This window comes from Chryseobacterium sp. MMS23-Vi53 (assembly GCF_047651245.1).
Classification (GTDB): Bacteria; Bacteroidota; Bacteroidia; order Flavobacteriales; family Weeksellaceae; genus Chryseobacterium.
In genome coordinates this window covers 2,238,776-2,265,396 of record NZ_CP180265.1, presented here as the reverse complement: position 1 = coordinate 2,265,396, position 26,621 = coordinate 2,238,776, and the positions used below count along the sequence as shown (strand labels likewise).

The window sequence follows — 26,621 nt, the reverse complement described above, 5'->3', positions numbered from 1 at the left end:
GAGCAAAGCGAAATGAAGAATATAAAATATAATATAGAGATTCTTCCTTCGTCAGAATGACAAACTTGCGTTAAAAACTAAGCTTTCCCTAACAAAACCAAGCTGTGGTCTTTTCCTCCCAAATGATTATAAAGCAAAATATTTTTAATTCCGTCTTTCTTCACAGAATTAATCATCATCACTTCAGGAATCTCCTGATTTTTAAGAATATGACAAGCTATAAACGTTGAAAAACCACTTGCAGTATTAAATTCGCCACTCAAATGTTTGTAATACAACAAAGCCGAATTTTCAAATAAATTCATTGCTTTTGCATAATAAACATCCGATTTCGCATCTCCGCTGAAACCTAAAATTACAGCATCAATTTCATCATTTTTCAAATTATTTTTAGCCAAAAAATGTTCAACAAATTGTTGAGTTTCTTCTAAATCTAGTCTGTTACTGATTTGAATATCTTTCAGTTGAGCATAAGAATTTTCAGTTTTATATTTTCCTAAAACAAAAAAACTTGCGCCTTCACCCCAAATGACGCCGTCTGTTGTTGAGTTCAGATAATCAACGGGAAGATTTTCTTCTTTTTTAATGGTTTTGTTTAATTTGTACAATTCCATTGTCCGGTCGGTTTGTTCGTCTGTTGAACCTACCAAAACGTTTTCTGATTCACCATCATTAATCTGTAATTTTGCATCCAAAAAAGAAAATTCCAATGATGAAGAAGTGTTGACATAAGTAAAATTATACGCGTGACATTGCAGACCTAACGCAATTTGTCCCGCGACCGTATTGTGTGTGGATTGAATAAAAAACGTAGGAGTCAGAAACTCTTCATTGTTATCCAATACATTTTTCAGAAATTTTTCAGAATCCTGAGAACAACCCATTCCTGTCCCCACAATGATAGCGTCGGGATTTTCGATTCCGGCTTCTTTTAAAGCATATTGAGAAGCGACGGAACTCATTTTTACCGTTTTAGACATTCTTCTGCTGGCTGCAGGCGGAATGAATTCTTTGTAATTGGGTTCGATAGCCTTTAAAACCTGAGATGAATTTTCGGGTTTAAGATTTTGGAAAAAATTTTCATTTAAAGTGTCCTGAACAGAGATACAGGCTGCACTGTTGATGTAAACTGCACTCATGATTTTGAAAAAATTAAAGTTGAACAATTTCCTCCAAAGCCAAACGAATTGGAAAGAACGTGGTTAATATTTTTCTCTTTGAGTTCAGTTACAGGTGTCAAATCAAATTCTTCCATTTTTGTTTTAAAATTCAGATTCGGAAAAATGATATTATTTTGAATCGCCAATAATGAATATACTGCTTCAATTCCCGCCGCCGCTGCCAAAGTATGACCTGTAAAAGCTTTCGTAGAACTGAATTCCGGAACTTTATTTTCTCCAAAAATTCTGATCATTGCAATGCCTTCAGATAAATCATTATTCGGAGTTGCTGTTCCGTGAACGTTGATATAATCGATGTTTTCTTTATCTAAGCCTGAAATTTTCAATGCTTTTTCCATGGCTAAATAAGCGCCTTGTCCGTTTTCCGAAGAAGCGGTCTGGTGATGCGCATCATTCGCATTTCCATAACCTGAAAGATAACCGAGAACTTTTTTATTTTCCTTTTTCACAATTTCATCAGACTCCAAAACGATGAAAGCGGCTGCTTCACCCAAATTCAGACCTTTTCTGTCGTTGTCAAAAGGCGTGTTGTAAGAATCCGTGAGAATCATCAATGTATTGAAACCATTCAAAGTAAATTTTGAAAGAGAATCTGTTCCGCCGACAATCACACGATCCAAAATGCCATTTTTAATAAGTTTTGCACCCATCATAATCGCATTCGCGGCAGACGAACAGGCTGTACTGATCGTTGAAACCATGCCTTTTAGACCCAAATAATCTGCAATCAATAATGATGAATTTCCCGCATCGTGAGCGTCAATATATTTTTGCTTTTCAGGAAAGTCTTCATAAGTGTAGAAATATTTTTCGGTAACGTCCATTCCGCCAACGCTGGTTGAAGAAATCAGACCCGTTTTATATTCATTAATGTCGGAAATTCCGGCACTTTCTACGGCTTCTTTTGCAGCCATCATGCCTAACAAAGAGGTTCTTGTTGCATTGTTGTCTTCATTTAACTGAAGTCTTTCAACAAGTTCTTCATTAGACAATTTTATTTCGCCCGTTTTAATATTTCCGGCATGACGAGTTTCAAATAAACTAATATCTGAAATTCCATGTTTTCCGGATTTCAACGAATTCAAATTTTCCTCCACATTGTTTCCAATGGCGGAAATGATGCCCATTCCTGTTATGGCAATTTTTTGACCCATTTTTACAAAATGTAACAATACATTCATATAACAGTTTATCAATTGCTAGACTGCTACATTAATACATTGGTATATTAATTTATTTTGTTCTGTTTTCTTCAATGAATTTAGCCATTGTGTCGATCGAAGAGAAAATTTCTTTTCCTTTTTTCGGATCGGCTAATTTGATTCCGTATTCTTTATCCAAAAGCACGATCAATTCCAGAGCGTCGATGGAATCCAACCCAAGACCTCCGCCAAATAACGGATCTGTATCTTTGATTTCTTCTACTGCAACGTCTTCTAAATTAAGAACTTCGATGATTTTGTGCTTTAATTCTTCTCTTAAGTTTTCCATAAATAAATTTCATTTATAATGTATCAATGTAAAAGTTTAACAATGTAACAATAATTATAAAATTATTTTAGGATTGATAAACTGGTACACTTTTATATTGTTAAATTACAAAGTAAGCAAATATACAAAAGCTTTATAACTTTCCTTGTAGAGTTCTACCCAGCCACACAATACTTTATCAGCTTTGCCCGACTGTAAAATATGTTCTGAATACTCGTTTAAAAATTGTTCATCAAATTCATCCAAAACAAAAAAAGCATTTTCTGTCTGCATTTTATGTTTGATGCTTATTTCGCCAACGCAAATATTAGGCAAAGTATACACAAAAACGGCAGGACTTGGAAAATAATTTTCCTGAGAATTGATGCTTTCCTGATATTTAAAATCAGTGTCCAAACTTGATGATCTGTTGGCAAAAACTAATGCTGTTCTGCTATGGTCTTCATCTTTTAAAATCATTTCAGAAGCTAAAAAAGCGAGTTTGCTGAGATTATCCATTTTATGAAATTTAGGATAATTCATTTCTAAACTTTTATAAGCTTCTTTCGCAAAATCTGAAAAATTTTCAGTTGGAGTTTCAAAAATAATGCCGTTGTTAAGAATGATTTTTGATTTTTCTATGGTGCAAATATCTGTTTTCTTCATCGTTTTCATTTTAGCATTTTTCTAAAATAATTGCTGCATTACACCCACCAAAACCTGAAGCCGTTTTCAAAATATATTTGATTTCTGCCGGTTGATTTTCTTTAATAATATTCAAAGGTTGGGAAGTTCCCGTTTCTTCAAAATTTTTAGACGGAATTAAAGTATTTTGTAAAGAGCTTTCCATTGAAATAATACTTTCCAACAATCCTGAAGCTCCTAAACAATGACCGTAATAGCCTTTCATACTGTTAAGAGGAACATTTTGCAATTCCATTCGGTTGAAAGCGATGGCTTCCATTTCGTCGTTATATATGGTTGCCGTTCCGTGGGCAGAAATAAAATCGATTTTTTCTGTCGAAATATTGGCTTCTATCATAGCATTTTTGATACTGGCAAATAATCCGTCACCAGTCCTTGATGGTCCCGAAATATGATTCGCATCATTAATTGCTGAATCTCCTAAAACTTTAAAACTAAATTTTTCGTTTGAGATTGCTTCGTCACTTCGTTCCTCGCAATGACTAGTAATATAAACCGCTGCAGTTGCTTCACCAATGTTAATTCCGTCACGGTTTTTATCGTAGGGTTTACAAATTTCGGTTCCGATTGCCTGAAAAGAATTAAATCCTGAAATCACAAATTCCGAAATTTCGTCTCCGGCGATAACAAAAGCATCTTTATATTTTCCTGTCTGAATCATATTCTTCGCCACAGCAATTGCCATAACTCCTGAAACACAGGCGTTAGAAACAACAATCGGTTTTGTTTTAAATCCGAAAAAATCAGCAATTTTTTGAGCTAAAGTGGAAAGGAAAACGCCTTCCGGTAAAGTTTCCTGATTTTTTAATAAACTGATATTTCCTTTTGTAGTTGATAAAATAAAAGCCGTTTCTTCTGAAATCTGATGTTTTTCAACCAAAGGTTTTAAACTCAACAAAAACATTTTTTCAAGCCTTGTGAATTCCGTACTGTCATTCTGAGCGGAGTCGAAGAATCTATTAAATTCTTCGTTCAGTTTTTCGGAATCAATCATAGAAGCATAAAAAGGCTCCTGATTTTCTATGATTTTATGTAAAGCTACGCCGGATTTTCCTTCCAAAAGAGCATTCCAGTTCGAAGAAACATCAAAACCTAAAGGCGTAATGCAGTTGTAATCTGTAATGTAAATTTCTTTCCTCATTATAATCCCATTTTATCTTTCCAGGCCTGAAAAAACTCAGGATTATACAAACATAAATTATTGTCCGAATCCAGGAACACCTGAATGGTTTCTCCTGAGCAGACCAATTTATTGTCTTCGTTAAAAAGCTCGTATCTGTAAATCAATTTCGCAGAAGTTGAATTCACGAAAGTTGTCACAATTTTGAAAGTTTCACCATATTTTAATGGCAGAAAATGCTCGCATGTGCTTTTTACAATCGGTGTTACAAATCCTGCTTTCTGAATATCAAGATAGGTCAAACCATGCTGTCTGCCGAAAGCCTCTCTGCCGTCTTCAAAATACACAATATAATGTCCATGCCAGACAATCCCCAACGGATCTGTTTCGTTGAACCTTACGCGGACTTCTTCTGTACAAGTTAAATTTTCTTTAGACTGCATTTTGTTTTCTTTCGTAAAATAATGAAATAGCGACCATGGCTACATAAAATAAAAATAAGAAAGTGATTTCTTTAGCAATTCCGCCGATTCCGCTGTTTCTTAAAATGATATCGTAATACGCATTCAAGCCCCAGTTCATAGGAGAGAATTTGGCGATCGTCTGCATAAATTCAGGCATTAAAAATACCGGAACCCAGATTCCTCCAACAGCCGCTAAAACAACAACCGAAGTTGCTCCAAAAGGCGCAGACTGTTCCTGTGTGTCGGCAACAGTTCCTAATAAAACACCAAATCCTATCGCGGCCAAACCTGCAAATAAAGTTACAATTATTAGCTGGAACATCTTCCCTGTGACGTCGAATTGTGGTAAGTCCATATATGGGAAAAGGTAAATTCCTACTGCAACCATCAATAAAAACTGGATGACACAAATGATAAGATACGTAAATGTTTTTCCTAAAATATGGATAAAATAGGGAGTCGGACTGATTCTCGCTCTCACGCTTGTTCCCTGACTTTTTTCTTTAACTAAATTAATAGACAATGGCACAACAATAAAGAAAATCGCAAACAAAGCCCAAGCGGGAACGTTATGCTGAACGGAATTCGGAATAACTTCCATTGCTCCTTTTTTAGGCGTAATTTCTTTAAAGCTGATCAAATTTTTATTTTCTTCAAGATTTTCGGTTGTCCCCAATTGGTCTTGAAAAGCTTTGTAGATCTTTTTATTTTCGATTTCGAAAACCATTTTGTTCACGGCATTCATCACGTTGTTTTTGAAGCCGATATTGGTTGCCGGATCGAAATATAAATGAATATCTTTCGCCTTTGAAACCGTTTTCTTCACCGCGGAAGAATCTGTTTCCAAACCAAATGAACTGACGATGGTCTGAACTTTAGAATCAATATTTGAATTGATATCTTTCGTTAAATTTTCGGGAATGACGATAGCCATTTGGTAATCTCCGCCAAAAACAGCATTCTGAGCGGATTTTTCCGTAAAATTGGTCAGTAATTCGAATGTTTTGCTGCTTTCGAGTTCCTGTTTTATGTTTTTTGAAACTTCAGACTTGTCATTATCAATAAAAATAATCGGGATTTTTGAGCCTTCCAGATTTTTGAAGGTAGAATCCTGAATCAAGGTAATCGTGATAATCAACAATAAAGGCATCACGAAAATAATGACGATTCCTCCGATATCTCTTTTCAGCAAAAGGATTTCCTTAACGAAACTTCTCCACAGTTTATACAACAACATCTCTTAATTCTTTTCCGGTTAATGAAATGAAAACATCTTCTAAGTTTTCTGCATTTGATACTCTGTTCACCAATTCTTCAGGAGTTCCCACCGCATGAATTTTTCCATGGTCGATGATGGCAATTTTTGTACAGAATTCTTCTGCTTCCGAAAGGTGATGCGAGGTATAAATGATACAGGTTCCTTTCTTATTCAGATCCAAAAGATGATCGATAATGGCTTTTTTTGACTGAACATCAACACCAACAGTCGGTTCGTCAAGAAATAAAACTTTAGGATTATGAAGGGTTCCCGCAATCAGGTTGCAGCGACGTTTCATCCCTCCTGAAAACTGTTCTACTTTTTTATCTGCAAATTTTGATAATCCCATGATTTCTAAGGACTCATCAATAGCATTTTTTAATTTTTTGTGGCTTAAACCATACAGACTTCCGAAGAACATTAAGTTTTCTTTAGCGGTCAAAGTTGGATACAAAGCGTATTCCTGCGGAACAATTCCGATGATCTGTCTAAGCTTAAAACCATCTTTTTGAGGAGACAACCCATTGATTCTAAAGCTTCCTGATGTAGGCTTTATTAAACCTGAAAGCATGGAAATCAACGTGGTTTTTCCGGCTCCGTTTGGACCGAGAATTCCGTAGATTTCGTCTTTTTCAATATTCAACGAGATATCATTTACAGAAAATTCTTCTGCATTTTTATATTTTTTATATAAATTTTTAATCTCAATAAAGTTCTCCATTTAGATCGCTTTTCTCAGTTTTTTATAGAAGGCTTCTTCCAGATCTGCAATGTGAAGCATGGTTTTCGAAAGTTGATTATAAATATCGCTTTTTGAATTTCTGTTTTTATAAACTCGTGCAATATCTACTGCAAAATCTCTCCAAAGGTCACCAATTGTTGTAATTTCTTTCGATAATTCCTTTAATTGATCGTTCTTAAGAATAACTGCTGCTTCTTGCAAAAATGCACCATAAATAAATCTGAAGCCACCGCCACCAGTACCAATTTCTTCCTGCATTCTGATCAATTGTCCCAAATAATGATTGGTTGTTTTAGTTCCCTTTTTGGCTGCCCATTTCGGAATACTTTTCGCAACCCATCTCATCGCTTTTACTCCAATGATCGGAACGGGAGCCAGCATATTTTTACAGGTATCTTTAATCCCTTTTTTGATGGCTTCTTCTAGATTCAAATTTTCAGGAATGTAAGTCGGGTAGTACATATGGCCTTTTGGCGGAAGAGCACCTTTTGCATATCTTACTTTTTCCAGTTCGGCTTCGGAAAGGGTAGTAACGTAATCCATTACCGGATCGCTGATTAAAAATCTGCCGTTTTCTTTTCCATAAACCACTAAATTGTGGGCATTGAAATGGAATTTATATTCTTCAGGAAAATATGTAAGGTTGAAAACTCCTACCTGTAATCCTGTAGGTATATTTTGATTTAAGTTTCTTTCCAATGCTTTTTGAGCATCGGCAGGATTTGAAAATTTTTCTCTTTTAATTTTAATTCCCAGTCTTTTTGCTGCCTTACTAAAAATAGCACCCGGCATCGGACGATAACTGAATCCGGGAGCGAAATTTACTTTTAAAAAAGGTAGATACACAAAGAACAATCCGGAACCGATTCCGAAAATCATGGGTTCGCTGAGTTTTAACCCTTTGTTTAATAATAAATTAGAGGCAACACCGTTTTCGCAATGCGCGGTTTGATGGTGTTCAAAATTAAGTTTCATTTAATCTTTATCTTTTTATCGCTGGAAAATAATAGTTAAAATAGATTCTTCCTTTGTCAGAATGACAATTGGAGCGTTTTTCTATATTGAATTTATTTCAATTAATTATTTACCATTAAAGTTTTTTAATTCATCCACTGAAATTCCGAAAGTATCGGCATATTTTTTCAGTACAGATTCTCTTAGTGTTCTAAAGATTTTTGGTTTTGCATGTCTTTTTACGCGCCATTGCCACATTCCGACGTAGGCTGCAAGAACCTGTAGATCCATTTTATTCAGTTCCATGAAATAAATAATAGGACTTACGATATTATTGGCAACATTTTGTTTTGCTTCTTCAATTCTTTCATTGATTAGTTCCATTGATTCCTCCAGAGCAGCCTTTTTAGCTTCCCAGCCAATGCTGTTTGCAGTGGTGTAATTGTCGTTTTCATCAGTTACATATAACACTTCAGTCATGTTCGCTGATTTCAGATTGCTCTCGTCTTGAGGAAGATCCTGCTTTTTCATCGGTTATTGTTTTACTTCTTGAATAAACAAATTAATTTCTCCTTTTATTAGTAATTTATCATCAACAAAAGTCTCACAAGAAATCTGACAGATATTTTCAAACTGAGAAATCAATGATGCTTTTGAAATGATTGTATCACCAACTTTCGGCAATGCAAAAACTTCAATTTTCTTGATATTGGTAATAAAACCAATCACTTTGGTGTCTGCTTCTGGATTTTCGAAGAAGCTTTGTCCGAGAATTGATGAACAGGTTTGTGCTAAATTTTCAATTAAACCGGCTTCAACAAATTCATTGTTGTGAACAAAAACGTTGTCTTCTTTTATTTCAAAGGAAGTAATCACTTTCTCTTTAGTTAATTCCAGGATATAATCTGCCATTAACATCGGTTCGCGATGCGGCAAAAAGTTGTGGATATTGATGATATTTTCTTCCTTGATTTCCATTAAATTATATATTGTTTTGAATTTATTTTTAACGCAAAGTTCGCAAAGATTTTTTTGAAATGCTGAACGTTTTTAAGTTCGCAAAGGCATTTCACTTAGCCAAGAGCGCAAAAATTTTAATTCAAATATTAATATTACATTACTACGGTTTTCATCTGAGATTTGGCAATAACCTCATCATTCAGCTTTGTTACAATATCCACTAAAGTTACGCCCATCATTTCATTAATAATAGAAACTTCAGAGATTAATTGATCGCTTAGCTTCGGTAATGCTGTTGCTTCAAAAGTTTTAATAGCACCAATATAACCTGTCGGAGCTTCTTTTCCTAATAGATAGAACTTGTAACCTGTGTGTAAAGCTACACTCTGAGCCTGATGTTCTACCAAACCGGAAGCCTGAAAAATTCCGTCCTGAACAAAAATATTTCCTTCTTTTACTTCAAATCCTGAAACCAAATGAGATTCAGAATATTCTGCAATGCTATTTACCATTACGAAAGGAAATCTTTGCGGAATTAAACTTTCCACAAAATTCTGGTCAGATGTTGGTAATTTGTTTTCCATTAGCAAACCGTTAATAAAGCACAAGAATAAGCAAATCGCCCACTTTCAGGAACGCAAAGAAGCACTTTTTCTCCTTTTTTCAGCTTTCCTGAATTCATTAATTCTTCCAAGGCAATGAAAATAGAACCTGCTCCGATGTTTCCTACTTCAGAAAGGTTATAGAACCATTTTTCCCAAGGGAAATCCAATCCTACGTTAGCGAATTCGTCTTTTAAACCTTCTTTAAAATATCCCGAAGAAATATGCGCTAAAACATGGTCAACAGATTCCGGATCAAGTTGATGCTTGTCGAAAGATGATCTTAAACTTTCAGCACCTTTTACCAAAATATATTTATCTAAAATTTTAGTGTCTTGTTTTAATGCAAAAATAGACTGTTTCAGCCATTCGTCTGATGGATAATCTGCCCAAGATTGAAGGCTTCCATCTTCCTGCTTTTCGCAACCTGCGTACATACAGGCTTCGATTTCGTGAGCGTAAGAATAGAAATCAATCCATTCTACTTTTAAGTTGACTGCGTTCTCTCTTGGTTTGTTCTCTAATAAAAAAGCTCCCGCTCCGTCGGAAAGCATCCATCTCAAAAACTCTCTTTTGAAAGCGATGATGGGTCTTTCTTCCAGTAAAATTAAATTTTCTGCTTCGTGGTTGAATTTATCAGCTGTCATCCAAGCGGACATTCTTTCAGAACCTGCACAAACAGCTTTTTCCTGAACACCTGCTTTAATGGAAAGGAATCCGTAATTCAAAGCGTTCATTCCTGAGTTACAAAGACCTGTAGCGGTATTAATTTCGATAGATTTTCCGATATTTAATTCACCATGAACCATTGAAGCGTGTGAAGGCTGAATCTGATCCGGTGAAGTTGTTCCCACTGACAAAAGTTTCATGTCTTCTTTCTTGAAATTTTCATCAAAAAGACCCTCAATTGCTTTTGCAGTTAACTGAGCATTGGTGTGGGTAGGTTTTCCTTCTTTGTCTAAAGCGTAATATCTTGTCGTGATTTTATTGTTTCTTAAGATAATTGACTTTGCCTTAGATTTCGCGCCATTTATATAACCAAGATACGTTTCCATTTCGTCATTTGAAACCGGCTCATTTGGTAAGTATTTTGATGCTTTTGTTATAAATACGTCGTACATTCTATTTTAAATTAATTCCTTGTAAATATTCTCTTTGTCTTTTTCTTTTAAACCAAAAGATAGGTGTTGTAAGTAGGTGTAAAACCAGTACGATGGGTGAAATTACCCATATCGCAGCCATCAAATATACCTTAAAGAATTTAATCAGCAATGGTCGCTTCTCTTTTTTCTTCATGATAAGATTAGACCATATTGTGAAAATCTTATTACCTACTTTTTCTACTCTTACTAAAAATGCCCGGATTTCTACAGCGCCGTTTTTTACCAGGTCGGTCTGTAAGGTATCCAGATCGTTATTGCGGAAATGTGTTTCAATAATTCTGCCATATTTTCCGGATCCGTTAACTTCTTCATCAGAAACTCCGGCAGCAGGAAGCAATCCGGATTTTTCTTTTTGCCCGGTGGTCATCCATCGAAGGATCGTTAATACACTTGTATAATTATCGTGTCGGTCTACTAAAGCGATGTTCCCAACCAGCTTTGCCTTCAGGTCTCTTAAATATACTTTTAGTTTTTCCTGAGAAAACATCCACATATTTCTTGTTCCGGAAATAGTAACAACTGGCGTATCTTTTAAGATATCGGCTGCATATTTACTTTTCAAAAACGAAATAATCGGGATAGACGGCGTCAAATACCAAACCTGATAACCAAAAATGATTAAATCAAATTTCTTATTTAAAACCTCTTCCGGAGGTGGAAGAATTTCGCTTGGAATCTGTAAATACGATTCCGGAAATGTGTTGAAGAATACATCACTCGTCCAAGGGAAGGGAAAATCTTCCTTTAGCTGAATGTTGTAATACGTTACTTCATATTCATCGCTTTTATCCTCAAACGGCTTGGCTACATTTTTTACAATGTCTTCCAGTTGTCCCGATTGGGTATAATACAGAACGAGTACATTTTTTCGCATTAGTTTTTATTATCGGTTACAAAAATATGCTTTTCATATTTATTATTCAGACCTAAATACTTTTAATGAATCTGAGCTAAAACTTAGTGTATAATTATTATTCCCGAAAGAATTGTTTTTTACGTTTACAAAAATGACTGTTTTAGGCAGTTCTGCAATCGTATTAATGTCAAAATTATTATCCGAAACCAAAAGAACATCTATGCTTTTATTGATTTCTGTGGTATCTTTTATATAATTAATCTTTCTTCTTTTTACTAAATAATTCTGTTCGGCAATTTCTCTTTTTTCATCATTTCTAATGAATGCGAAAATTTTTCTACTCGCCTGCTGAAGTGTGAGTAAAATATCCTTCTGCCCAAAATCATCTGAGAAGTGTAAAATATTTGCGTCTTTTGGAATATGTTTATTCAATTCAAAATAAACGGATTTGTTTTGATTAAAATTTTCCTTTACAGATTTTACAACTTCATTATCTTTATACAAAAAACTCCAGAACAGTTTCTTTTTAAAATAATTTTCATCTTCCAGTTCGTTTCTCAATTGAGCAAACTGCTCTCTGAAATACGCATTAATTTTTTTTGTTCTTTCAGAATAATTTTTCCCAAAATTAACATCATCTTTATGAATTCTGTCACCAACTTTCACAGTGATTGCTCCATCATAGATGATAAAATCGCCTTTTGGTTGCACCTCAGAATTTCCGTGAATGTAGATCGGAACAATATCCAGTCCAAATTCTTCCGCAATATAAAAAGCTCCTTTGTGGAATCTTTTCACATCATTTGTATAAGAACGCTCCGCTTCCGGAAAAACAACCAAAGAATATCCCTGTTTCACTTTTTCCTTCAATTGATCTATCCCGTTTTCGATTCCTTGTGAAACCGGATAAAAACCTAAAGCTCTTACCAATTTTCCGAAAACCGGAGAATTGTAAACCCAGTCATTTACCAAATAAATAATTTTATGAGTCGTCATTGCCAAAGCCAATGTATCAAGGAATGACGTGTGATTTGCAATGATTACAGCAGGCTTACTCAAATCTTCATTTGGATTTTTAATGAGTCTTTTCTTTACAAATGGATTCGTATATAAGACAGAAGTTAAAAATTTAGCCAAAATTAATTTTATAATGTCTAAAGTTCTTCCTTTGGAATTTTTAACAAAAATGCTTCCAATGGCGGAAAATATTAATCCTCCTAATCCATAATATAAAAATGATAAAACAGCATTAATCAGCATTCTGAAAGTGATGGGTGAAAGACCTTTTTTTGCTCTGTTTGTGATCAATAATCTAAACCAGAATGGATATAATGTTGAAGTGATAATAATTACGGAAAACATTCCGATCAAAGCCACTAATGCCAATGAATGTAAAGCGGGATGTTTAGCAAAAATCAAAGAACCGATCGATAAAATCGTCGTGAAAACCGCCAAAATAATGGAGGTTCTGTACGTTGGAAGCTCATTTTTTCCATTCGTGTGTTCTTTCTGCATTGCCTGTGTCAGGAAAATACTGAAATCGTCTCCAACCCCGAAAACTAAGGTACAAACGACGGTGCTGAAAATATTTAATTCTAATCCTAAGAAATATAAAATTCCCGCTGTCACGACTCCGGTTAAAACAATCGGGAACATTGTAAGAACTGTCAATTCAAAATTTCTGAAGAAAACAATGATCGTTAAAATAATCGCTAAAAGAGAATAATTGATTAATGTATTGAAATCTTTTTTTAGTAAGCCTAGAAAATTTTCGTTCATTTGCTGACGGTCGATTGCCAGAGCATCATGTTTCTTTTCAACATCTTTGATGAAGGCATCTCTTTTCTTTTCATCAACTTTTACTACATTCGAAACGGTGTAAAAGCCATTTTCCTGACTTAAAAATTCGGAGATCTGTAAAGCTTTTACTTTTTCGTAATCTTTTAACGTTAAAGTAGAATAGTTTTTATTTAAATTTTCATTAAACTGATCAAATGCAGAACTGTTGAAACCAAATTGATTTCCGTTTTTAATTAATTCAGAAATCGTAGAGTTTTTCTTATTCGCATCCCAGAATTTTTTCCACTCTTCGATCCTTTTTTGTTGATCTTTTTCAGACAAAACAACATTTCCTAGCGAATTGTAACTTAAAATTTTTCCGTCCTTCTTTTCTTTTTCTAAAAACTGACTCAATTGAGTGTTTCTCGCCAAAGCCTGTTCCTCAGAATCTCCATAAGAAATCGTGTAAATAGATTTGGAAGTAATGTCTGAAAGTTTCTCCAGTTTTGCTTCACTTATCTTTAAATCTTTTGGAATATAATTTAAATCACCAATATCTTCATTAAAACCAACGTGTCTGAAACCAAATAGACAAGCGATAATAATCACCGAACATATAATAATTAAAGGTTTATTTTTTTCATAAGGATAAGAGCCAATTTTGTCAATAAAATTGGTGTTTACTGCCTTTTCTTTGGTCTTGGGTTTGTATAATTGAGGAACGATAATCAACGCTGTGATTGATGATAAAATCACCGTAATGGCTGCAAAAAGTCCTAAATCTTTCAATGCTTCCGAGCGTACAAAAACCAAACACAGAAATGAAACCGCTGTCGTTGCGCTACTTAAAATAATCGGTTGCGTGATTTCTTTGTAAAGCTCTTCAATATTGTTGTTGTGCTTGTAATGTGTGAGAATGTGCAACGCATAATCGATTGTAATTCCGATCAAAATGGCTCCAACGCTTAATGAAATTGCCGAAATTTTATCTTTAATAAAGTATAAAATCAACAAAGCGAGTAAAACGGAGAAAACTGTGGGAAGAAAAACAATAATCGGCGTAAAGAAATTCCTGAAATAATAAATCAGCAGAATTAAAAGTACCGTCATGGAAATCATAACCGTATTTTGAATATCTTTTTTGATCTGTTGAGCATTCGCAACCGCAATCACGGGCGAACCAAAATAGCTGATTTCTGTTTTTCCTTTGAATTGTTTGTTGAGGCTGTCTTTTATTTCATTTAATTGATTGACAAATGTTTCATTGTTTTTGGTGTCATTGCTTTTATTTTTTGGATCGATGAAAAGCAGAAGGTTTTTTCCGTCTTTTGTGACGATGTAATTATCTTCCAGCCTGAAATCTTTGCTGATGTTTAAAGCATTCAGTTTTTTTATTCCAAGAAAAGTAATTCCCAGCGGATCTTTTTTGATAAATTCTTTTGTGACCAAACTTGTCGGTGAAACCAAAGAAATATAATTATTTTCAACCTGTTTGGCAATGCTGTCTTTTTGGAGTTTTCTTTCAATCTCTTTGTAATCGTTTTCATTTAAGAACAAAGGAAGATTTTGATTAACGAAATCGAAAGTTTCTGAAATTTCATTATCGTTCACTTTCCCCTGAACTGAACCGATGTATTTTTGTAAAGATTCAATTTTGGTTAAAAAAGTATCGGCAGTTTCCGAAAGCTGAAAATTTTCTTCTTTGGATTTGTTTTCGATAATGACGATAATTTTGTCCGAAAAGTTGAGTTGCTTCAGAACTTTTGCCGTAAGATCGGATTTTTCGTTTTTAGGAATGATCTGATTGATATCTTCTTCAAAATTAATTTTTGAAGCAAAAAATCCACACAAAACAGCAATTCCCAACGCAAAAAACACGGAAGTTGCTTTGTTTTTAGAAATCAGATAATATAAATAAATAAAGAACCGATGCATTACATTGTAAAATCAAGTTTGCAAATTTAAATTTTTCATTATTAGTTCAAAATGTTTTAACAATAAGTTTTAGTTGAAAATCAATAAAATATTTAGTTAAAATGAAAAAAAAATATACTTTTGCAAAAGTTCCCAATTGATGAAATGCATTTTAAAACAAAAAAATAAGCTAAGTGTAGGAACTTAGATTTTGATATGTTTAAAATTTTTGATGAAAAAATAGACGGATTTTTATTTGTAATAATTCTTCCGCTTCTGTTGTTTGCGATGGTTTATTATGGATTCGAGTCCTCTTATACTTTTTTGAAAACTTCAGAAAGCCCCCCTTCTTTTTTGTTCTCTTCGGTATATTCTTACCGGGTGATCCCGAATTATCTTAGTGTTCAGATGACGGATCTTATGGAATATCTTATCAATCACCAGCTTTCTTTTTTTAAAAACTTTCTTACGAAAAACGGAACACCATTCTATCATGGTCTGTTTTTAATGAATAGTTTTTTCCTGATTATTTGTTCGGTAGTTTTAAATAATATATTAAGATTTAAAACAATTGAACTTCTTTATGATATTAATATTAGAAGGATTATTCATTTGTTGTGTATATTTTTTATTGCAATTACTCAGTATGCTCCGACGAATTGTGATACGATGGCTTTGTGCTGTTATCTGATCGGCGTCTTCCTGACCTTAAAATATCTTCATACGAATAAAAGCATCTTTTACATTATTTTGATCGGGTTGATTGTTTTTTCAACGTTAATAAGAGAAACGGCGTGTATCAACATTGCTTTTTTTGCTGCGGTTTTCTTTAGTTTTAAAGAATTGAAAGAAGGTAAATATCAATTTATATGGAAGATAATTCCTTTGGTGATTGCTTTTTTGGTGCCTTATCTTGGTCTAAGAGCGGTGATGAATAGTGGGCATACGACTTTTGTGGAAGGATTTTATATTAACAGAAACTTTTCCAGTCCGTTCAATCTTGCGGGACTTATCTTCGCGATTATTATAATATATTTTGTTTATAGACAATGTGTGAATCAAGAAAGTAGAGGAGTTTTTCAGAAATATCTTTTCTTTTCTCTGCCGTATTTGGGAATGATAACTTTGGTAGGACTTTTTTGGGAAGTAAGACTTTTTTTACCTCTTATTCTTACCGGAATTATTGTAGTGAGTCATCAATTTAATAAAAACTATATTTAGGCGATGCATTTATTACACCCTTACTACATAGTTGCGATGGTTTATATGCTTTTTTTCAGCATCCAGGAGGTGTTTGGAAAAAAAGTAGATAAAAAATATTTCTGGTTTCTTGGAATTTATTTGATCCTGATTGTGGGATTTCGGGATGAGGTAGGTCCCGATTATGGAAGTTATCGAGGTATTTATATCTATTCCGATATGGCGGAATACGGAGATATTTTCAGGAAGGCGCTTCACATTGATGGCTCCGAAAATGTTCAAATCGAATGGCTATATGCATTGATTAATAAGCTTCTGCTTAATATTTTTAACGCTCCGTATTATATGGTAACTTTGGTCATTGCCATTTTTGCCATTTTCTTTAAAATTGAATATACGGAAGACAATACTTTTTATCCGTTTACTTTTACATTATTCATGTTTATTCCCAACTTTTTCATTGGAGAAAGTGGGCAGATACGGCAGAATCTGGGAACATTCATGATCTATTTTGCAATAAGATACATCAATGAAAGGAAGCTGTGGCATTACCTGTTTTGGGTATTTCTGGCATCGGGAATACATAACGTTTGTTACATATTTTTGCCCATGTATTGGCTCGTCCGAATTCCTTTAAACAGAACCTGGATGTTGATTTTGATCTTAGGATCTGTTATTCTTTCTCCTTTTGAGATCTATAGGTTTTTTGGAAGTTTCTTAGGAAGTCTAGCCAATGACAGTATGTTGGTTGAAGGTTTTAACGGGTATGTCGATCAATCGGTACAAAGGTTGAACGGAGGTATAGGAATTCCGGAAGTTATGATGGCAATTCTCACCTTCTTCCTGTTTACTTTTGATAAGAAGATGGTAGAAAAATATCCTTATTACGAATATCACAGAGCTTATGCTGTGATGGGAATATGTATGTATTTTATATTCAGGAACAATCCTGTATTTTCTTCTAGAATGGCAGGCGCATTTATTGGTTTTGCCTATGTTATCATTCCTAATGCAATGTATGTTGTATCTGCAGGTACAAAAAGATTGATTTATTCTTTTATTATAGCACTTGTTGTATTTAATTTTATTGTATTTGCAAGTTTTAGAAATATTACCGGTGGTAGATTTACAATAGATTTGTATAAAAACCATATTTTACCTTAAAATAGCTTAAAGAAAGATTAAAAAAGAGACAGTGTTTTAAACATTGTCTCTTTTTTGTGTGAATTATTTAAACCATCTATTGGCTTTTTGTTATTAATATTATTTTAAATTGATTTTAAGCATGAAAAAATTCTCAAAAAATACTGTATTTTCGCATTGCACGAGTTGGGGAATGTAATTTTTATACTTATAATTTAATAATTTTAAACTTTTGATTGTGTATTTCATTGATTTTGTTATTATTTATAAAATAAATCGATATTCTTTAGCGAAGGCTTAAATGTTGTATTTAAGATATAACACAAGTCAAGGATATGAAAAAGTCAGTTAAAAATTTAGCGGCGACATTTTTATGTTGCCTAGTCACGAACGTAACCTATGCCAAAATTGGTGTAGAATTGAAGAAGGATTATCGTTCCCTTAATGAATCTAAAAATGTGTTTTCTAAAACATCTGATTCTTTAATTAAAAACATATCCTTATCAGAAAATAAATCTCATTTTTCTGCAAAAGCTTTACTTGCCGATTGGACAAAAGCTCCCAACAGTTATATTTTCGACCCTGGTCAGGCTAACGAAGGATTATATATCCCTGTTAGGAAAGCTTACGCGATGTGGGATCAGGATAAATATATTGGCGGAGCTACAATTCCTAACGGAAAAATTACTGCCGATGTATTGTGGGAAGATGTTCATGGATTGATAAAATCCGGTGCGAATTACACTTTGGATATTATAGATTCCGGACAAAATGCGAAAATAAAAGTTCCGATCAATAAGGCTAAAGAAGGAAATGCAGTCATAGCATTTCGGGTAGATGGGGAAATCTACTGGTCTTGGCATGTTTGGGTAACAGATGATCCGTCAAACGGCTCAAAATATAAAAGTTTCCCGGGTGTAAAAAGACAGAAAGCAGATGGTACTGTCGAAGCAATTCCCGATACAGATTGGGGATGGATGGATAGGAATCTAGGGGCAGTTGGAAGTTCAATTACATCAAATGAATGGAATCGAAACGGAGGATTATTATATCAATGGGGAAGAAAAGACCCTATTCCGCCGTTGGTTTACAAAGGGAATGATTTTTATGAAGTTTCAGGAACAATAGGAAGAATTCGACACAGAGGTGCGAAAAACTTTACAGGAGCAACGAATTTTGATAATCTGAGAAAATTTGTTCTTCTTTCAAATGCGACAATTGCGAATAATATCAAGCTCGCTGTAAAAAATCCGTTGAGTCTCATTTATGTAAATAAAGATGATAATTCGGGGATTGCTTATTACAACAATAATGCAAACTTGATGGTCAATTGGTTTGGGAAAATGCCGGGTATGAGTGATGCACAATTGCCGGAACTCAATCTTTGGTCAGATAACTCTCAAGGGAAAGTATATTCAAATTATAATAGTGATAGTTCGGCACAGCCTTACCGGGATAAATCTGCTTATGATCCCTGTCCCAACGGTTGGAGACTGCCTTCGGCTTTGGTTGCTAATTTAGGTTCTTCCGCCTATATTGATGATATAAGGGTGGATTACTCTCCTTTTGGAGTAAGAACAAATATTGGAACAAATACATTTGAAGCCAATAATTATCATAAAATTAAGCCTTCGGATTCAGGAGTTCCTAGTTTCATGACTGGTTTTAAAATCTATTCCAACTTTGGTTTTGATTTGTCTAATGTTGGAGGGTTTAATATGGGAATTTTCCCTGGAACAGGAACAATATCTTATAATGCACATCAAGGTCAGTATTCCGATCAGCACCACACTGTTTTATGGACGGCAACAATGGCAAAGCATTTTGATACGACACCTGCTGTAGGTGCGAGAGCCTTATTCATGATTCCGGATAAAGGGCAGCCTGATGTTCCGGATCCAAATCAGCCTGGTGTTGTGGGGCGGTATTTATATTATCCTATGGGATATAATCCTACTTCCGATGTTAATGGTTGCAGATGTATAAAAGATCCTTTGTATGTAGTAGATGATTATAATTTCCCAACAGAATATCTTGCTCCTGCAACAGAATATAGTGAAGGTATTGACAATCCAAATACTTATCAGGTTGTAAAAAATACAACAACATTTACAGTAGAAATTCCTGTGAGTAAAGCCTTTTCTGTTCAAAGCCAATTATTGAACAATAAAGATATTTTAAATACAACAAGCTTTAATAATCTAAAAGCCAATGTACTTTGGACAACAAACACCTCATTATTAAATAAGGTCGAAGTCATAAATCCATCTCCAAGTTCTTTAGATGCAATTTCATCTTCAAAAATTGTCGTTACGGTTAACCCGAACCAAAGTGGAAATGCAGTTGTGACTTTGCATAACGGAAGTATTGCCAATCCTGTCTATTGGTCATGGCATATTTGGATTACAGATACTGCCGTTGGATCCTACAGTTATACAACAGAACTTCCGGCTGCAGCTGCTCCGAACTATGTTAATTATGTTCCAAAAGCAGACAATATTTTCCAGACAGAATTTATGGACAGAAATTTGGGAGCAACAGATGCTTTTCCTGTTGTTGTTAATAACCTTTTACCAACTGCGGCAGAATTGGCTAAAATAAAAGCTTCTACAGGTATGCATTATCAATGGGGAAGAAAAGACCCGATTCCTACATTCACTTATGCGGATGACAGAACAACATATCCTATTTATCTTGGAAGTGTGACAGCAAGTGGTACAGTAACTTATACAACTTTAACGCCTGCAGCTTACAATGATTTGGGAGGAAACTATATTGTTCCTTATAATACTTATACAAATGCTACCAATGCAAATGTGTTGGCTACAGATAAAACTCCAGATAAAATTGCAAAAGTTCTTTCTTATTCAGTTCAAAAACCTTTGGTTTATATGATTCCGAGTGCTTTTGCTCCGTATAATAGTGCTACTCCTGTTTATACTAATGGTACGGACTGGCTGGCAAACGAACCCAACTTAGCTCCCGACAGATGGGGCAGAGGCGGTAAAAAATCTCCTTTCGATCCATGTCCTGCAGGCTGGAGAATTCCAGATCTTAGCAATGTAGCAATTATCACCAATAAAGATTTTGGATTGACACCTTATTATAAAAAAGATAAAAACGTGGCAACGTCTTATGTTCTTACTTCAGATTATGCCGGAATCAGAATTAGAAGAAACGCTACTTATAGTTATACAATAGGTTATACATTTAATGATCCGAGCTATTATGTTGGTAATTATCCAAATTCAGGATCTAGAGGATTTAGAAGTGTTACGACAAATCAAACAGCTACAGGAACTTATAACTCAATTAATTTACAATATCCGGGAATATGGTCGGCTGGTCTAAATGCCAATTATATGGGAAGACCAATCAATCTTTTATTTGATGCCGCTGCAACAGCCAACCGCGAAATTGCTTTCCATGATAACAATGACCCTTATTTTGGAATGAGCTGCCGTTGTGTAAAAATAAAATACGATACCAATGGTAGTGAGGAGGGTGTAATTCCAAGGCTACAAATTCCTTCATCGATAGGAACAAAACCTGCTTCTGTTTTGAATAGCAATGATGTTCGAAATGCTGTGAAAGAAGATAAAATATCATTGTTTCCAAATCCTGTAAAAGACGATCTTTATATCAAAGCACCAAATAATAAGGGAGTTTATTATTATCAGATTTATAATATGTCCGGACAATTGGTGAAATCAGGGAAATTTGAAAACGATAAAACAAATATTTCTTCATTAATATCAGGAGCTTATTTAATTAGAATAAACAATTCCAAAGAAATTGTAAAAATCATTAAAGAATAGATTAAATTTAAATAATGAGTAAAAGGATAGAGCAGAAATTGTTCTGTCCTTTTTTATTTGATTTTATGTTTATCTATTTTAATTGATGATAATATCTATAATTAAATTTGACGGAATATTAGTTTTCTATGCTAAAAGCCTTTTAATCATTAATAAGTTTGAATTAATTTTTTAATTTAAATAAGAATAAAACCGCTTCATTTTTCAAATTAACCGACATTTCAAAATCTATCTAATAAAAAAACTTTACTTTTGCAAAAATTTTTAGAATGTCGAAAAATTTAGTAATCGTCGAGTCACCGGCAAAAGCAAAAACTATTCAGAAGTATTTAGGTAAGGATTTCGAAGTGAAATCCAGTTTCGGGCATATCCGCGATTTACCTAAAAAAGGAATGGGGATTGACTTGGCGACCTTCAGTCCGGATTACGAAGTTTCTGCCGACAAGAAGAAATTGGTAACAGAACTGAAAGCCGCTGTGAAAAAAGCCGAAATGGTTTGGCTGGCTTCCGATGAAGACCGCGAGGGAGAAGCTATTGCATGGCACTTGGCGGAAGAACTGAAATTAAAGCCGGAAAACAGAAAAAGAATTGTTTTCCATGAGATTACTAAAAATGCTATTCTAAAATCTATTGAAAATCCTAGAGATATCGATCAAAACTTAGTGAATGCTCAACAGGCAAGAAGAGTTTTAGACAGAATCGTAGGTTTCGAAATGTCTCCGGTCCTTTGGAAAAAAGTAAAGCCGGGATTATCTGCAGGTAGAGTACAATCTGTTGCAGTAAGACTGATTGTTGAAAGAGAAAAAGAGATCCGCGAATTTATACCAAAAGCAAGTTTCAAGCTGGATGGAGTTTTCTTAAATAAGGCTGAGCAGGAAATTTCAGCAAAACTTAAAAAAGATTTCGACAAAGAAGAAGATGCAGAAAAATTCTTAGAATTATCAAAAACAACTGAGTTTAAAGTTTTAAATGTTGAAACAAAACCGGGAACACGCTCTGCATCTGCACCTTTTACAACTTCTACGTTACAACAGGAAGCATCTTCAAGGTTAGGATATAATGTAACCAACACCATGCGTCTTGCACAAAGATTGTACGAAGAAGGATACATTACCTATATGAGAACAGATTCGGTAAATCTTTCTCAGGAAGCAATTGAAGGCGCGAAAAAACAGATCACCTCAGAATACGGAGCAGAATATTCTGCACCAAAAAATTATACAACAAAATCAGCCTCTGCGCAGGAAGCTCACGAGGCGATTCGTCCGACCGATTTTGCGGTGACAAGTATTGGAGATGCTCAATTAAACAGATTATATCAATTAATTTATAGAAGAACATTAGCTTCTCAGATGGCAAATGCTAAAATTGAGAAGACAATCATTGAAATTGGTAACGCAAAACTTCCTCAGCATTTCGAAGCGCAAGGAGAGGTTATCATTTTTGATGGTTTCTTAAAAGCTTACGGAATTGTAAAAACGGAAGAAGATGACGAGGAAAACAACGAAAAATTACTTCCGAAAGTAAGTGTTGGAGAAGTTTTAGACTATAAAAAAATCACGGCAACAGAAAAATTCACAAGACCAAGCGCAAGGTATACTGAAGCCGGCTTGGTAAGAAAGCTGGAAGAGTTGGGAATTGGTCGTCCATCGACGTATGCTCCAACGATTCAGACCATTCAAAACCGTGAATATGTTGATAAAAGAGAGATCGACCCACAAATTCGTGAGATCGTGAAAATGTCTCTGGTAAAAGATAAAATTAAAAAAGAAGTTCTTGACGAGAAATTCGGAGGGGATAAAAATAAATTCGTTCCTACGGACACGGGTGAGGTTGTAAGTGATTTCTTGACGGATAATTTCAAGGAAATCTTAGATTACGGTTTCACAGCAAGAGTTGAAGGTAGTTTCGACGAAATTGCAAACGGTGAACAGAAATGGAAAGAAATGATGACTGATTTCTACTCAAAATTCCATCCGAGAATTGAAGATGTAGAAGAAAATGCAGACAGAGCAACAGGAGACAGACTTCTTGGTGTTGATCCTAAAACGGGTAAAAACGTTCACGCAAGAATCGGAAGATTCGGAGCGATGATTCAGATTGGCGAAACGGATGATGAAGAAAAGCCTGTTTTTGCATCATTAATGGCTGGTCAAAATATCGCAACCATTACTTTTGAAGAAGCGTTGGAATTATTCAAGCTTCCATTTGATCTAAATGAAGTTGATGGACAGCCGGTTTCAGTTGGTGTAGGTAGATTTGGACCTTATGTGAAGTGGGGCGAAACGTATATCAGTATTCCAAAAGGTGAAGATCCGCTTTCGGTAGATCAGAAACGTGCGGAAGAAATCATCAACGAAAAGAAAATTGCAGATGCACCGATTGCTTCATACAAAGGTGAGCCCATTACCAAGGGAACGGGAAGATTTGGTCCTTTTATTAAGTATCAAAGTATTTTCATTAATGTCCCTAAAAAATATAACTTCGAAAATCTTTCTCAAAGCGATATCAATGAATTGGTGGAAGCTAAATTAGAAAAAGAAGCAAACCGCTACATTCAACAATGGGAAGCTGAAAAAATCTCAATTGAGAATGCAAGATGGGGTCCTATCGTAAAACATGGAAAGAATATTTATAAAATTCCAAAGAAAAAAGACGATACAAAATACGAAAGCGAAGAGCTGAAAGAAATTTCTCTTGATGAGGTTAAAAAATGGATTACCGATCAGGATCCGAAAGCTTTTGCAGAGAAAAAGAAACCTGCTGCGAAGAAAGCGACTACGGCTAAAAAGGCAACGACTGCGAAAAAACCTGCAGTAAAAAAACCGGCAACGAAGAAATAATTTATTTTAATGAAATAGAAAGCATAGATTTTAGGTCTGTGCTTTTTTATTGCTCTCCGAAGTCTCCTGACTTCGGAGTTGATTTGTTTATTGCGCAAAGTCGGGAGACTTTGCGTCGCAGAGATTACAAATCCGCGCTATCGGGTGCCGGAAATTAGGAAGTTGACACTAACATAACATCTTCTATTTCCCAATAATTATCATGCAATCTTAATTTAAATATAGCATTTCTACCGTAATAATCTTTTTTTATACGATGGTCAACAAAAACTAATGCTCTTTTTTTTGAAGTATCGAATACAATCTCTGAAAAATAGACAACACCTATCTCACATTCATTGGTATGTTTATCATACTCTGCCAGATCCAGCACTTTTGCGGTACACAAATTAAATTGATTTGCTTTTATAGAACTTCGTAGGCTTAAATTTTTAATAATATCTGGACTATTGGAAAAGTCTTTAAAAAAATCCTTCTTTCTTTGTATGTATTTTATATTATCTTCGGTACTACCTGTAGCAAAATCAGTATTTTTATTTTTAATAGAATCTATATACAAATTGCAAAATTTTTCAGGATGATTAAAAATTTCGTTGTGCGCTTTTGTCTTCTCTTCGATATATAAATCATCATCGTGAACTCTTAAACTATCAAAATATCTTTTTTCACCTAAATAATCTTCTCTAAAAAAATAAGGTATCAACTGATCTGTTAAATCATTATATAGTTTTACATTAGTATCGGTAGATTGGCTTATACATTTCTTCATTTCCTCCTTACAACTCGTAATTAATAAAGAGGATAATAAAATCATAACTATTTTAGTTTTAAAATTCATATTGTTAGGAGTTTTGGATTAACAACATCATCCTTAGAATTTAAAAGCAAATTATATTTGGTTTTTTATAACAATCTCTTATTTAAAATTACAAAATTTCATCAAAGAAAAGCCTCGAATTGAAATTAAGTGGCATCGAATTGCTTGTGATTTTAAAGTAGAAACAAAAAAATCATTATCAAACCATTTCTATTCTAAGAAAACCCGAAAGTGCAGGATGCTCTGCACAATCAATCCCATTACCTTGGCAGTAGCAAATTTTATGATATGGAACAGCCGAAAAACTTTTCACGCAAAGAATTTTTACAAATCTCAGCTTTGGGAATTGCGGCGGTATTTTTCGGTTCTTCGTTTACGAGCTTATTGTCTTCGGATGAAAAACCAAATTTCAATTTAAAACCAATTGGAAGGTCGTTAGCTTTGGAAGGATATTACATTTGGTGCAGTTCTCCGATTTGGGGCGACGACGGAAAAGTTCATCTTTTTTATTCCCGATGGAAAAAAGAAAAAGGAATGGGAGGCTGGCTCAATGGTTCGGAGATTTGTCGTGCAGAAGCCAATTCGCCATTTGATAAATTTGAACATAAGCAAGTCATTCTTGCGCCAAGAGGTGAAGGTTTTTGGGATGCAACGACATGTCACAACCCTTTAATTAAGAAAGTTGGCAATCAATATTTGTTGTTTTTCATGGGAACTTCCAACGGAAAAACAAATACCAAAAGAATAGGTTTGGCAACATCTAAAAGCCTTGATGGAGAATGGAAAAGACCGGATGAACCATTGCTTCTTCCCGGAAAAAAAGGCTCTTGGGACGATCATTGCACGACAAATCCAGCTTTTGTAAAAGGAAACGACGGAAAATATTGGTTGTTTTATAAATCATGGAACACATATGAATATGAAACTCAAAAAGGACCTATTCGCGGAAATAGAAAATATGGTTTAGCAAAATCAGATTCTCCGCTTGGACCTTACAAAAAAGTATTGGAAAATCCGGTGATTGATTTTTCATCCTTACCGAATAATGTTCAGCTTGAAGATGCTTTTGTCTGGAAGCAAAAAGGGGAATATCACATGGTTGCCCGTGACATGGGATTTTTTAATCATGAATTTGGATTGCATTTAACCACAAAAGACGGAATTCACTGGACAAAACCGGAAGTGGCTTATCTTAATATGAAAAGTTACATCACAGAGCCAACTCCTCCAAAAAACTTAAACAGATTTGGAAGATTAGAACGACCTATGATTTTGTTAGATAAAGACGGTGAGACTCCAAGATTTTTGTTCGGGGCAACGCAGGGTGGAGGATTTGAAACTTCTACGACTTTTGTTTTCGAGATTTTGAAGTCCTAAAATTTAAGACTGTTGTATATTTGAAAATCATCTTTTTGTTTTTCTTTTTTAAATGAAATGCCTTTGTTTATCTTTATTAAATATTATTGATTTCAAAAAAAGCTTTGTTTAGCCTTGCGATTATTAAAAGCAAAGAGAGACAAAGAATTTTTTTTAATCTTTTTTGCATTAAGATAAACAAAGGCGTTTCACTTATTTTCGAAATACAAGTGTAAAATGCCGAGTTGTTAACAATTTGTTGATGGTTTTTTTATG

Annotated in this window: 21 protein-coding genes; 5 read left to right on the top strand and 16 right to left on the bottom strand. The window is 34.4% G+C overall.

Going from position 1 to position 26,621, the window contains the following annotated elements:
- Positions 1-77 precede the first annotated feature (77 nt).
- The 15 genes from ACKX2A_RS09960 to ACKX2A_RS09890 all read right to left on the bottom strand — a co-directional run bounded on the left by ACKX2A_RS09960 (position 78) and on the right by ACKX2A_RS09890 (position 15,189).
- Positions 78-1,139 carry a beta-ketoacyl synthase N-terminal-like domain-containing protein gene (locus ACKX2A_RS09960; RefSeq protein WP_415329289.1) on the bottom strand — a complete coding sequence of 354 codons (1,062 nt, stop codon included), beginning with the start codon at positions 1,137-1,139 and terminating at the stop codon, positions 78-80.
- Entirely contained in the window at positions 1,136-2,335 is a 1,200-nt protein-coding gene (locus ACKX2A_RS09955) for a beta-ketoacyl-[acyl-carrier-protein] synthase family protein (RefSeq protein WP_415329447.1), read from the bottom strand. The genes ACKX2A_RS09960 and ACKX2A_RS09955 overlap by 4 nt, the downstream gene beginning before the upstream one ends.
- 79 nt (positions 2,336-2,414) lie before the next feature.
- Complete coding sequence (locus ACKX2A_RS09950) at positions 2,415-2,672, bottom strand: phosphopantetheine-binding protein (protein ID WP_034672593.1); 258 nt, start codon at positions 2,670-2,672, stop codon at positions 2,415-2,417.
- Between the two features lie 105 nt (positions 2,673-2,777).
- Entirely contained in the window at positions 2,778-3,317 is a 540-nt protein-coding gene (locus ACKX2A_RS09945) for a 3-oxoacyl-ACP synthase (protein WP_415329287.1), read from the bottom strand.
- A 10-nt stretch (positions 3,318-3,327) separates the two neighbouring features.
- The gene (locus ACKX2A_RS09940) at positions 3,328-4,497 is read right to left on the bottom strand and encodes a beta-ketoacyl synthase N-terminal-like domain-containing protein (protein ID WP_415329286.1); all 1,170 of its coding nucleotides are present in this window, start codon (positions 4,495-4,497) and stop codon (positions 3,328-3,330) included.
- Complete coding sequence (locus tag ACKX2A_RS09935; protein ID WP_415329284.1) at positions 4,497-4,919, bottom strand: acyl-CoA thioesterase; 423 nt, start codon at positions 4,917-4,919, stop codon at positions 4,497-4,499. The genes ACKX2A_RS09940 and ACKX2A_RS09935 overlap by 1 nt, the downstream gene beginning before the upstream one ends.
- Positions 4,909-6,177: an ABC transporter permease gene (locus ACKX2A_RS09930; protein WP_415329282.1), complete on the bottom strand. Its 1,269-nt coding sequence runs from the start codon at positions 6,175-6,177 to the stop codon at positions 4,909-4,911. Before ACKX2A_RS09930 ends, ACKX2A_RS09935 begins: the two co-directional genes overlap by 11 nt.
- Entirely contained in the window at positions 6,164-6,919 is a 756-nt protein-coding gene (locus ACKX2A_RS09925; RefSeq protein WP_415329280.1) for an ABC transporter ATP-binding protein, read from the bottom strand. Before ACKX2A_RS09925 ends, ACKX2A_RS09930 begins: the two co-directional genes overlap by 14 nt.
- The gene (locus ACKX2A_RS09920; protein ID WP_415329278.1) at positions 6,920-7,915 is read right to left on the bottom strand and encodes a BtrH N-terminal domain-containing protein; all 996 of its coding nucleotides are present in this window, start codon (positions 7,913-7,915) and stop codon (positions 6,920-6,922) included. It abuts the gene before it with no gap.
- 105 nt (positions 7,916-8,020) lie between these two features.
- Positions 8,021-8,425 carry a hypothetical protein gene (locus ACKX2A_RS09915; protein WP_415329277.1) on the bottom strand — a complete coding sequence of 135 codons (405 nt, stop codon included), beginning with the start codon at positions 8,423-8,425 and terminating at the stop codon, positions 8,021-8,023.
- Between the two features lie 3 nt (positions 8,426-8,428).
- Positions 8,429-8,872, bottom strand: coding sequence for an ABC transporter permease (locus ACKX2A_RS09910; RefSeq protein WP_415329275.1), 444 nt, complete (start codon positions 8,870-8,872; stop codon positions 8,429-8,431).
- 134 nt (positions 8,873-9,006) lie between these two features.
- Positions 9,007-9,438, bottom strand: a complete 432-nt coding sequence (locus ACKX2A_RS09905) for a hypothetical protein (RefSeq protein ID WP_415329273.1) — start codon at positions 9,436-9,438, stop codon at positions 9,007-9,009.
- Complete coding sequence (locus ACKX2A_RS09900) at positions 9,438-10,577, bottom strand: beta-ketoacyl-ACP synthase III (protein WP_415329271.1); 1,140 nt, start codon at positions 10,575-10,577, stop codon at positions 9,438-9,440. The genes ACKX2A_RS09905 and ACKX2A_RS09900 overlap by 1 nt, the downstream gene beginning before the upstream one ends.
- Position 10,578: 1 nt before the next feature.
- Entirely contained in the window at positions 10,579-11,493 is a 915-nt protein-coding gene (locus ACKX2A_RS09895) for a dialkylrecorsinol condensing enzyme DarA (RefSeq protein WP_415329269.1), read from the bottom strand.
- A 42-nt stretch (positions 11,494-11,535) separates the two neighbouring features.
- Positions 11,536-15,189 carry an MMPL family transporter gene (locus ACKX2A_RS09890; protein ID WP_415329267.1) on the bottom strand — a complete coding sequence of 1,218 codons (3,654 nt, stop codon included), beginning with the start codon at positions 15,187-15,189 and terminating at the stop codon, positions 11,536-11,538.
- Positions 15,190-15,384: 195 nt separating this feature from the next.
- On the opposite strand from ACKX2A_RS09890, the gene ACKX2A_RS09885 reads away from it, so the two are divergent.
- From ACKX2A_RS09885 to topA, 4 genes are all read left to right on the top strand, one after another.
- Positions 15,385-16,389 carry a hypothetical protein gene (locus ACKX2A_RS09885; protein ID WP_415329265.1) on the top strand — a complete coding sequence of 335 codons (1,005 nt, stop codon included), beginning with the start codon at positions 15,385-15,387 and terminating at the stop codon, positions 16,387-16,389.
- Positions 16,390-16,392: 3 nt separating this feature from the next.
- Complete coding sequence (locus ACKX2A_RS09880; protein ID WP_415329263.1) at positions 16,393-17,532, top strand: EpsG family protein; 1,140 nt, start codon at positions 16,393-16,395, stop codon at positions 17,530-17,532.
- Between the two features lie 314 nt (positions 17,533-17,846).
- Positions 17,847-21,329 (top strand): T9SS type A sorting domain-containing protein, encoded by a 3,483-nt coding sequence (locus ACKX2A_RS09875; RefSeq protein ID WP_415329261.1) that lies wholly within the window; start codon positions 17,847-17,849, stop codon positions 21,327-21,329.
- Positions 21,330-21,598: 269 nt separating this feature from the next.
- Positions 21,599-24,172, top strand: coding sequence for a type I DNA topoisomerase (gene topA, locus ACKX2A_RS09870; protein WP_415329259.1), 2,574 nt, complete (start codon positions 21,599-21,601; stop codon positions 24,170-24,172).
- A 154-nt stretch (positions 24,173-24,326) separates the two neighbouring features.
- On the opposite strand, the gene ACKX2A_RS09865 is transcribed toward topA, so the two are convergent.
- Positions 24,327-25,010 (bottom strand): hypothetical protein, encoded by a 684-nt coding sequence (locus ACKX2A_RS09865; RefSeq protein ID WP_415329257.1) that lies wholly within the window; start codon positions 25,008-25,010, stop codon positions 24,327-24,329.
- 267 nt (positions 25,011-25,277) lie between these two features.
- On the opposite strand from ACKX2A_RS09865, the gene ACKX2A_RS09860 reads away from it, so the two are divergent.
- A complete protein-coding gene (locus ACKX2A_RS09860) occupies positions 25,278-26,366 on the top strand; it encodes a glycoside hydrolase family protein (protein ID WP_415329255.1) in 1,089 nt (362 codons plus the stop codon).
- The last annotated feature ends 255 nt before the right edge of the window (positions 26,367-26,621 follow it).

Bases quoted from the DNA above. Each gene is read 5' to 3' on its own strand.
- ACKX2A_RS09910 (WP_415329275.1), bottom strand. From the start codon at position 8,872: ATGGAAATCAAGGAAGAAAATATCATCAATATCCACAACTTTTTGCCG.
- ACKX2A_RS09895 (WP_415329269.1), bottom strand. From the start codon at position 11,493: ATGCGAAAAAATGTACTCGTTCTGTATTATACCCAATCGGGACAACTG.
- ACKX2A_RS09955 (WP_415329447.1), bottom strand. From the start codon at position 2,335: ATGGGTCAAAAAATTGCCATAACAGGAATGGGCATCATTTCCGCCATT.
- ACKX2A_RS09960 (WP_415329289.1), bottom strand. From the start codon at position 1,139: ATGAGTGCAGTTTACATCAACAGTGCAGCCTGTATCTCTGTTCAGGAC.
- ACKX2A_RS09950 (WP_034672593.1), bottom strand. From the start codon at position 2,672: ATGGAAAACTTAAGAGAAGAATTAAAGCACAAAATCATCGAAGTTCTT.
- ACKX2A_RS09915 (WP_415329277.1), bottom strand. From the start codon at position 8,425: ATGAAAAAGCAGGATCTTCCTCAAGACGAGAGCAATCTGAAATCAGCG.
- ACKX2A_RS09900 (WP_415329271.1), bottom strand. From the start codon at position 10,577: ATGTACGACGTATTTATAACAAAAGCATCAAAATACTTACCAAATGAG.
- ACKX2A_RS09920 (WP_415329278.1), bottom strand. From the start codon at position 7,915: ATGAAACTTAATTTTGAACACCATCAAACCGCGCATTGCGAAAACGGT.
- ACKX2A_RS09945 (WP_415329287.1), bottom strand. From the start codon at position 3,317: ATGAAGAAAACAGATATTTGCACCATAGAAAAATCAAAAATCATTCTT.
- ACKX2A_RS09935 (WP_415329284.1), bottom strand. From the start codon at position 4,919: ATGCAGTCTAAAGAAAATTTAACTTGTACAGAAGAAGTCCGCGTAAGG.
- ACKX2A_RS09875 (WP_415329261.1), top strand. From the start codon at position 17,847: ATGAAAAAGTCAGTTAAAAATTTAGCGGCGACATTTTTATGTTGCCTA.
- ACKX2A_RS09925 (WP_415329280.1), bottom strand. From the start codon at position 6,919: ATGGAGAACTTTATTGAGATTAAAAATTTATATAAAAAATATAAAAAT.
- ACKX2A_RS09905 (WP_415329273.1), bottom strand. From the start codon at position 9,438: ATGGAAAACAAATTACCAACATCTGACCAGAATTTTGTGGAAAGTTTA.
- ACKX2A_RS09885 (WP_415329265.1), top strand. From the start codon at position 15,385: ATGTTTAAAATTTTTGATGAAAAAATAGACGGATTTTTATTTGTAATA.
- ACKX2A_RS09880 (WP_415329263.1), top strand. From the start codon at position 16,393: ATGCATTTATTACACCCTTACTACATAGTTGCGATGGTTTATATGCTT.
- ACKX2A_RS09890 (WP_415329267.1), bottom strand. From the start codon at position 15,189: ATGCATCGGTTCTTTATTTATTTATATTATCTGATTTCTAAAAACAAA.
- ACKX2A_RS09930 (WP_415329282.1), bottom strand. From the start codon at position 6,177: ATGTTGTTGTATAAACTGTGGAGAAGTTTCGTTAAGGAAATCCTTTTG.
- topA (WP_415329259.1), top strand. From the start codon at position 21,599: ATGTCGAAAAATTTAGTAATCGTCGAGTCACCGGCAAAAGCAAAAACT.
- ACKX2A_RS09865 (WP_415329257.1), bottom strand. From the start codon at position 25,010: ATGAATTTTAAAACTAAAATAGTTATGATTTTATTATCCTCTTTATTA.
- ACKX2A_RS09940 (WP_415329286.1), bottom strand. From the start codon at position 4,497: ATGAGGAAAGAAATTTACATTACAGATTACAACTGCATTACGCCTTTA.
- ACKX2A_RS09860 (WP_415329255.1), top strand. From the start codon at position 25,278: ATGGAACAGCCGAAAAACTTTTCACGCAAAGAATTTTTACAAATCTCA.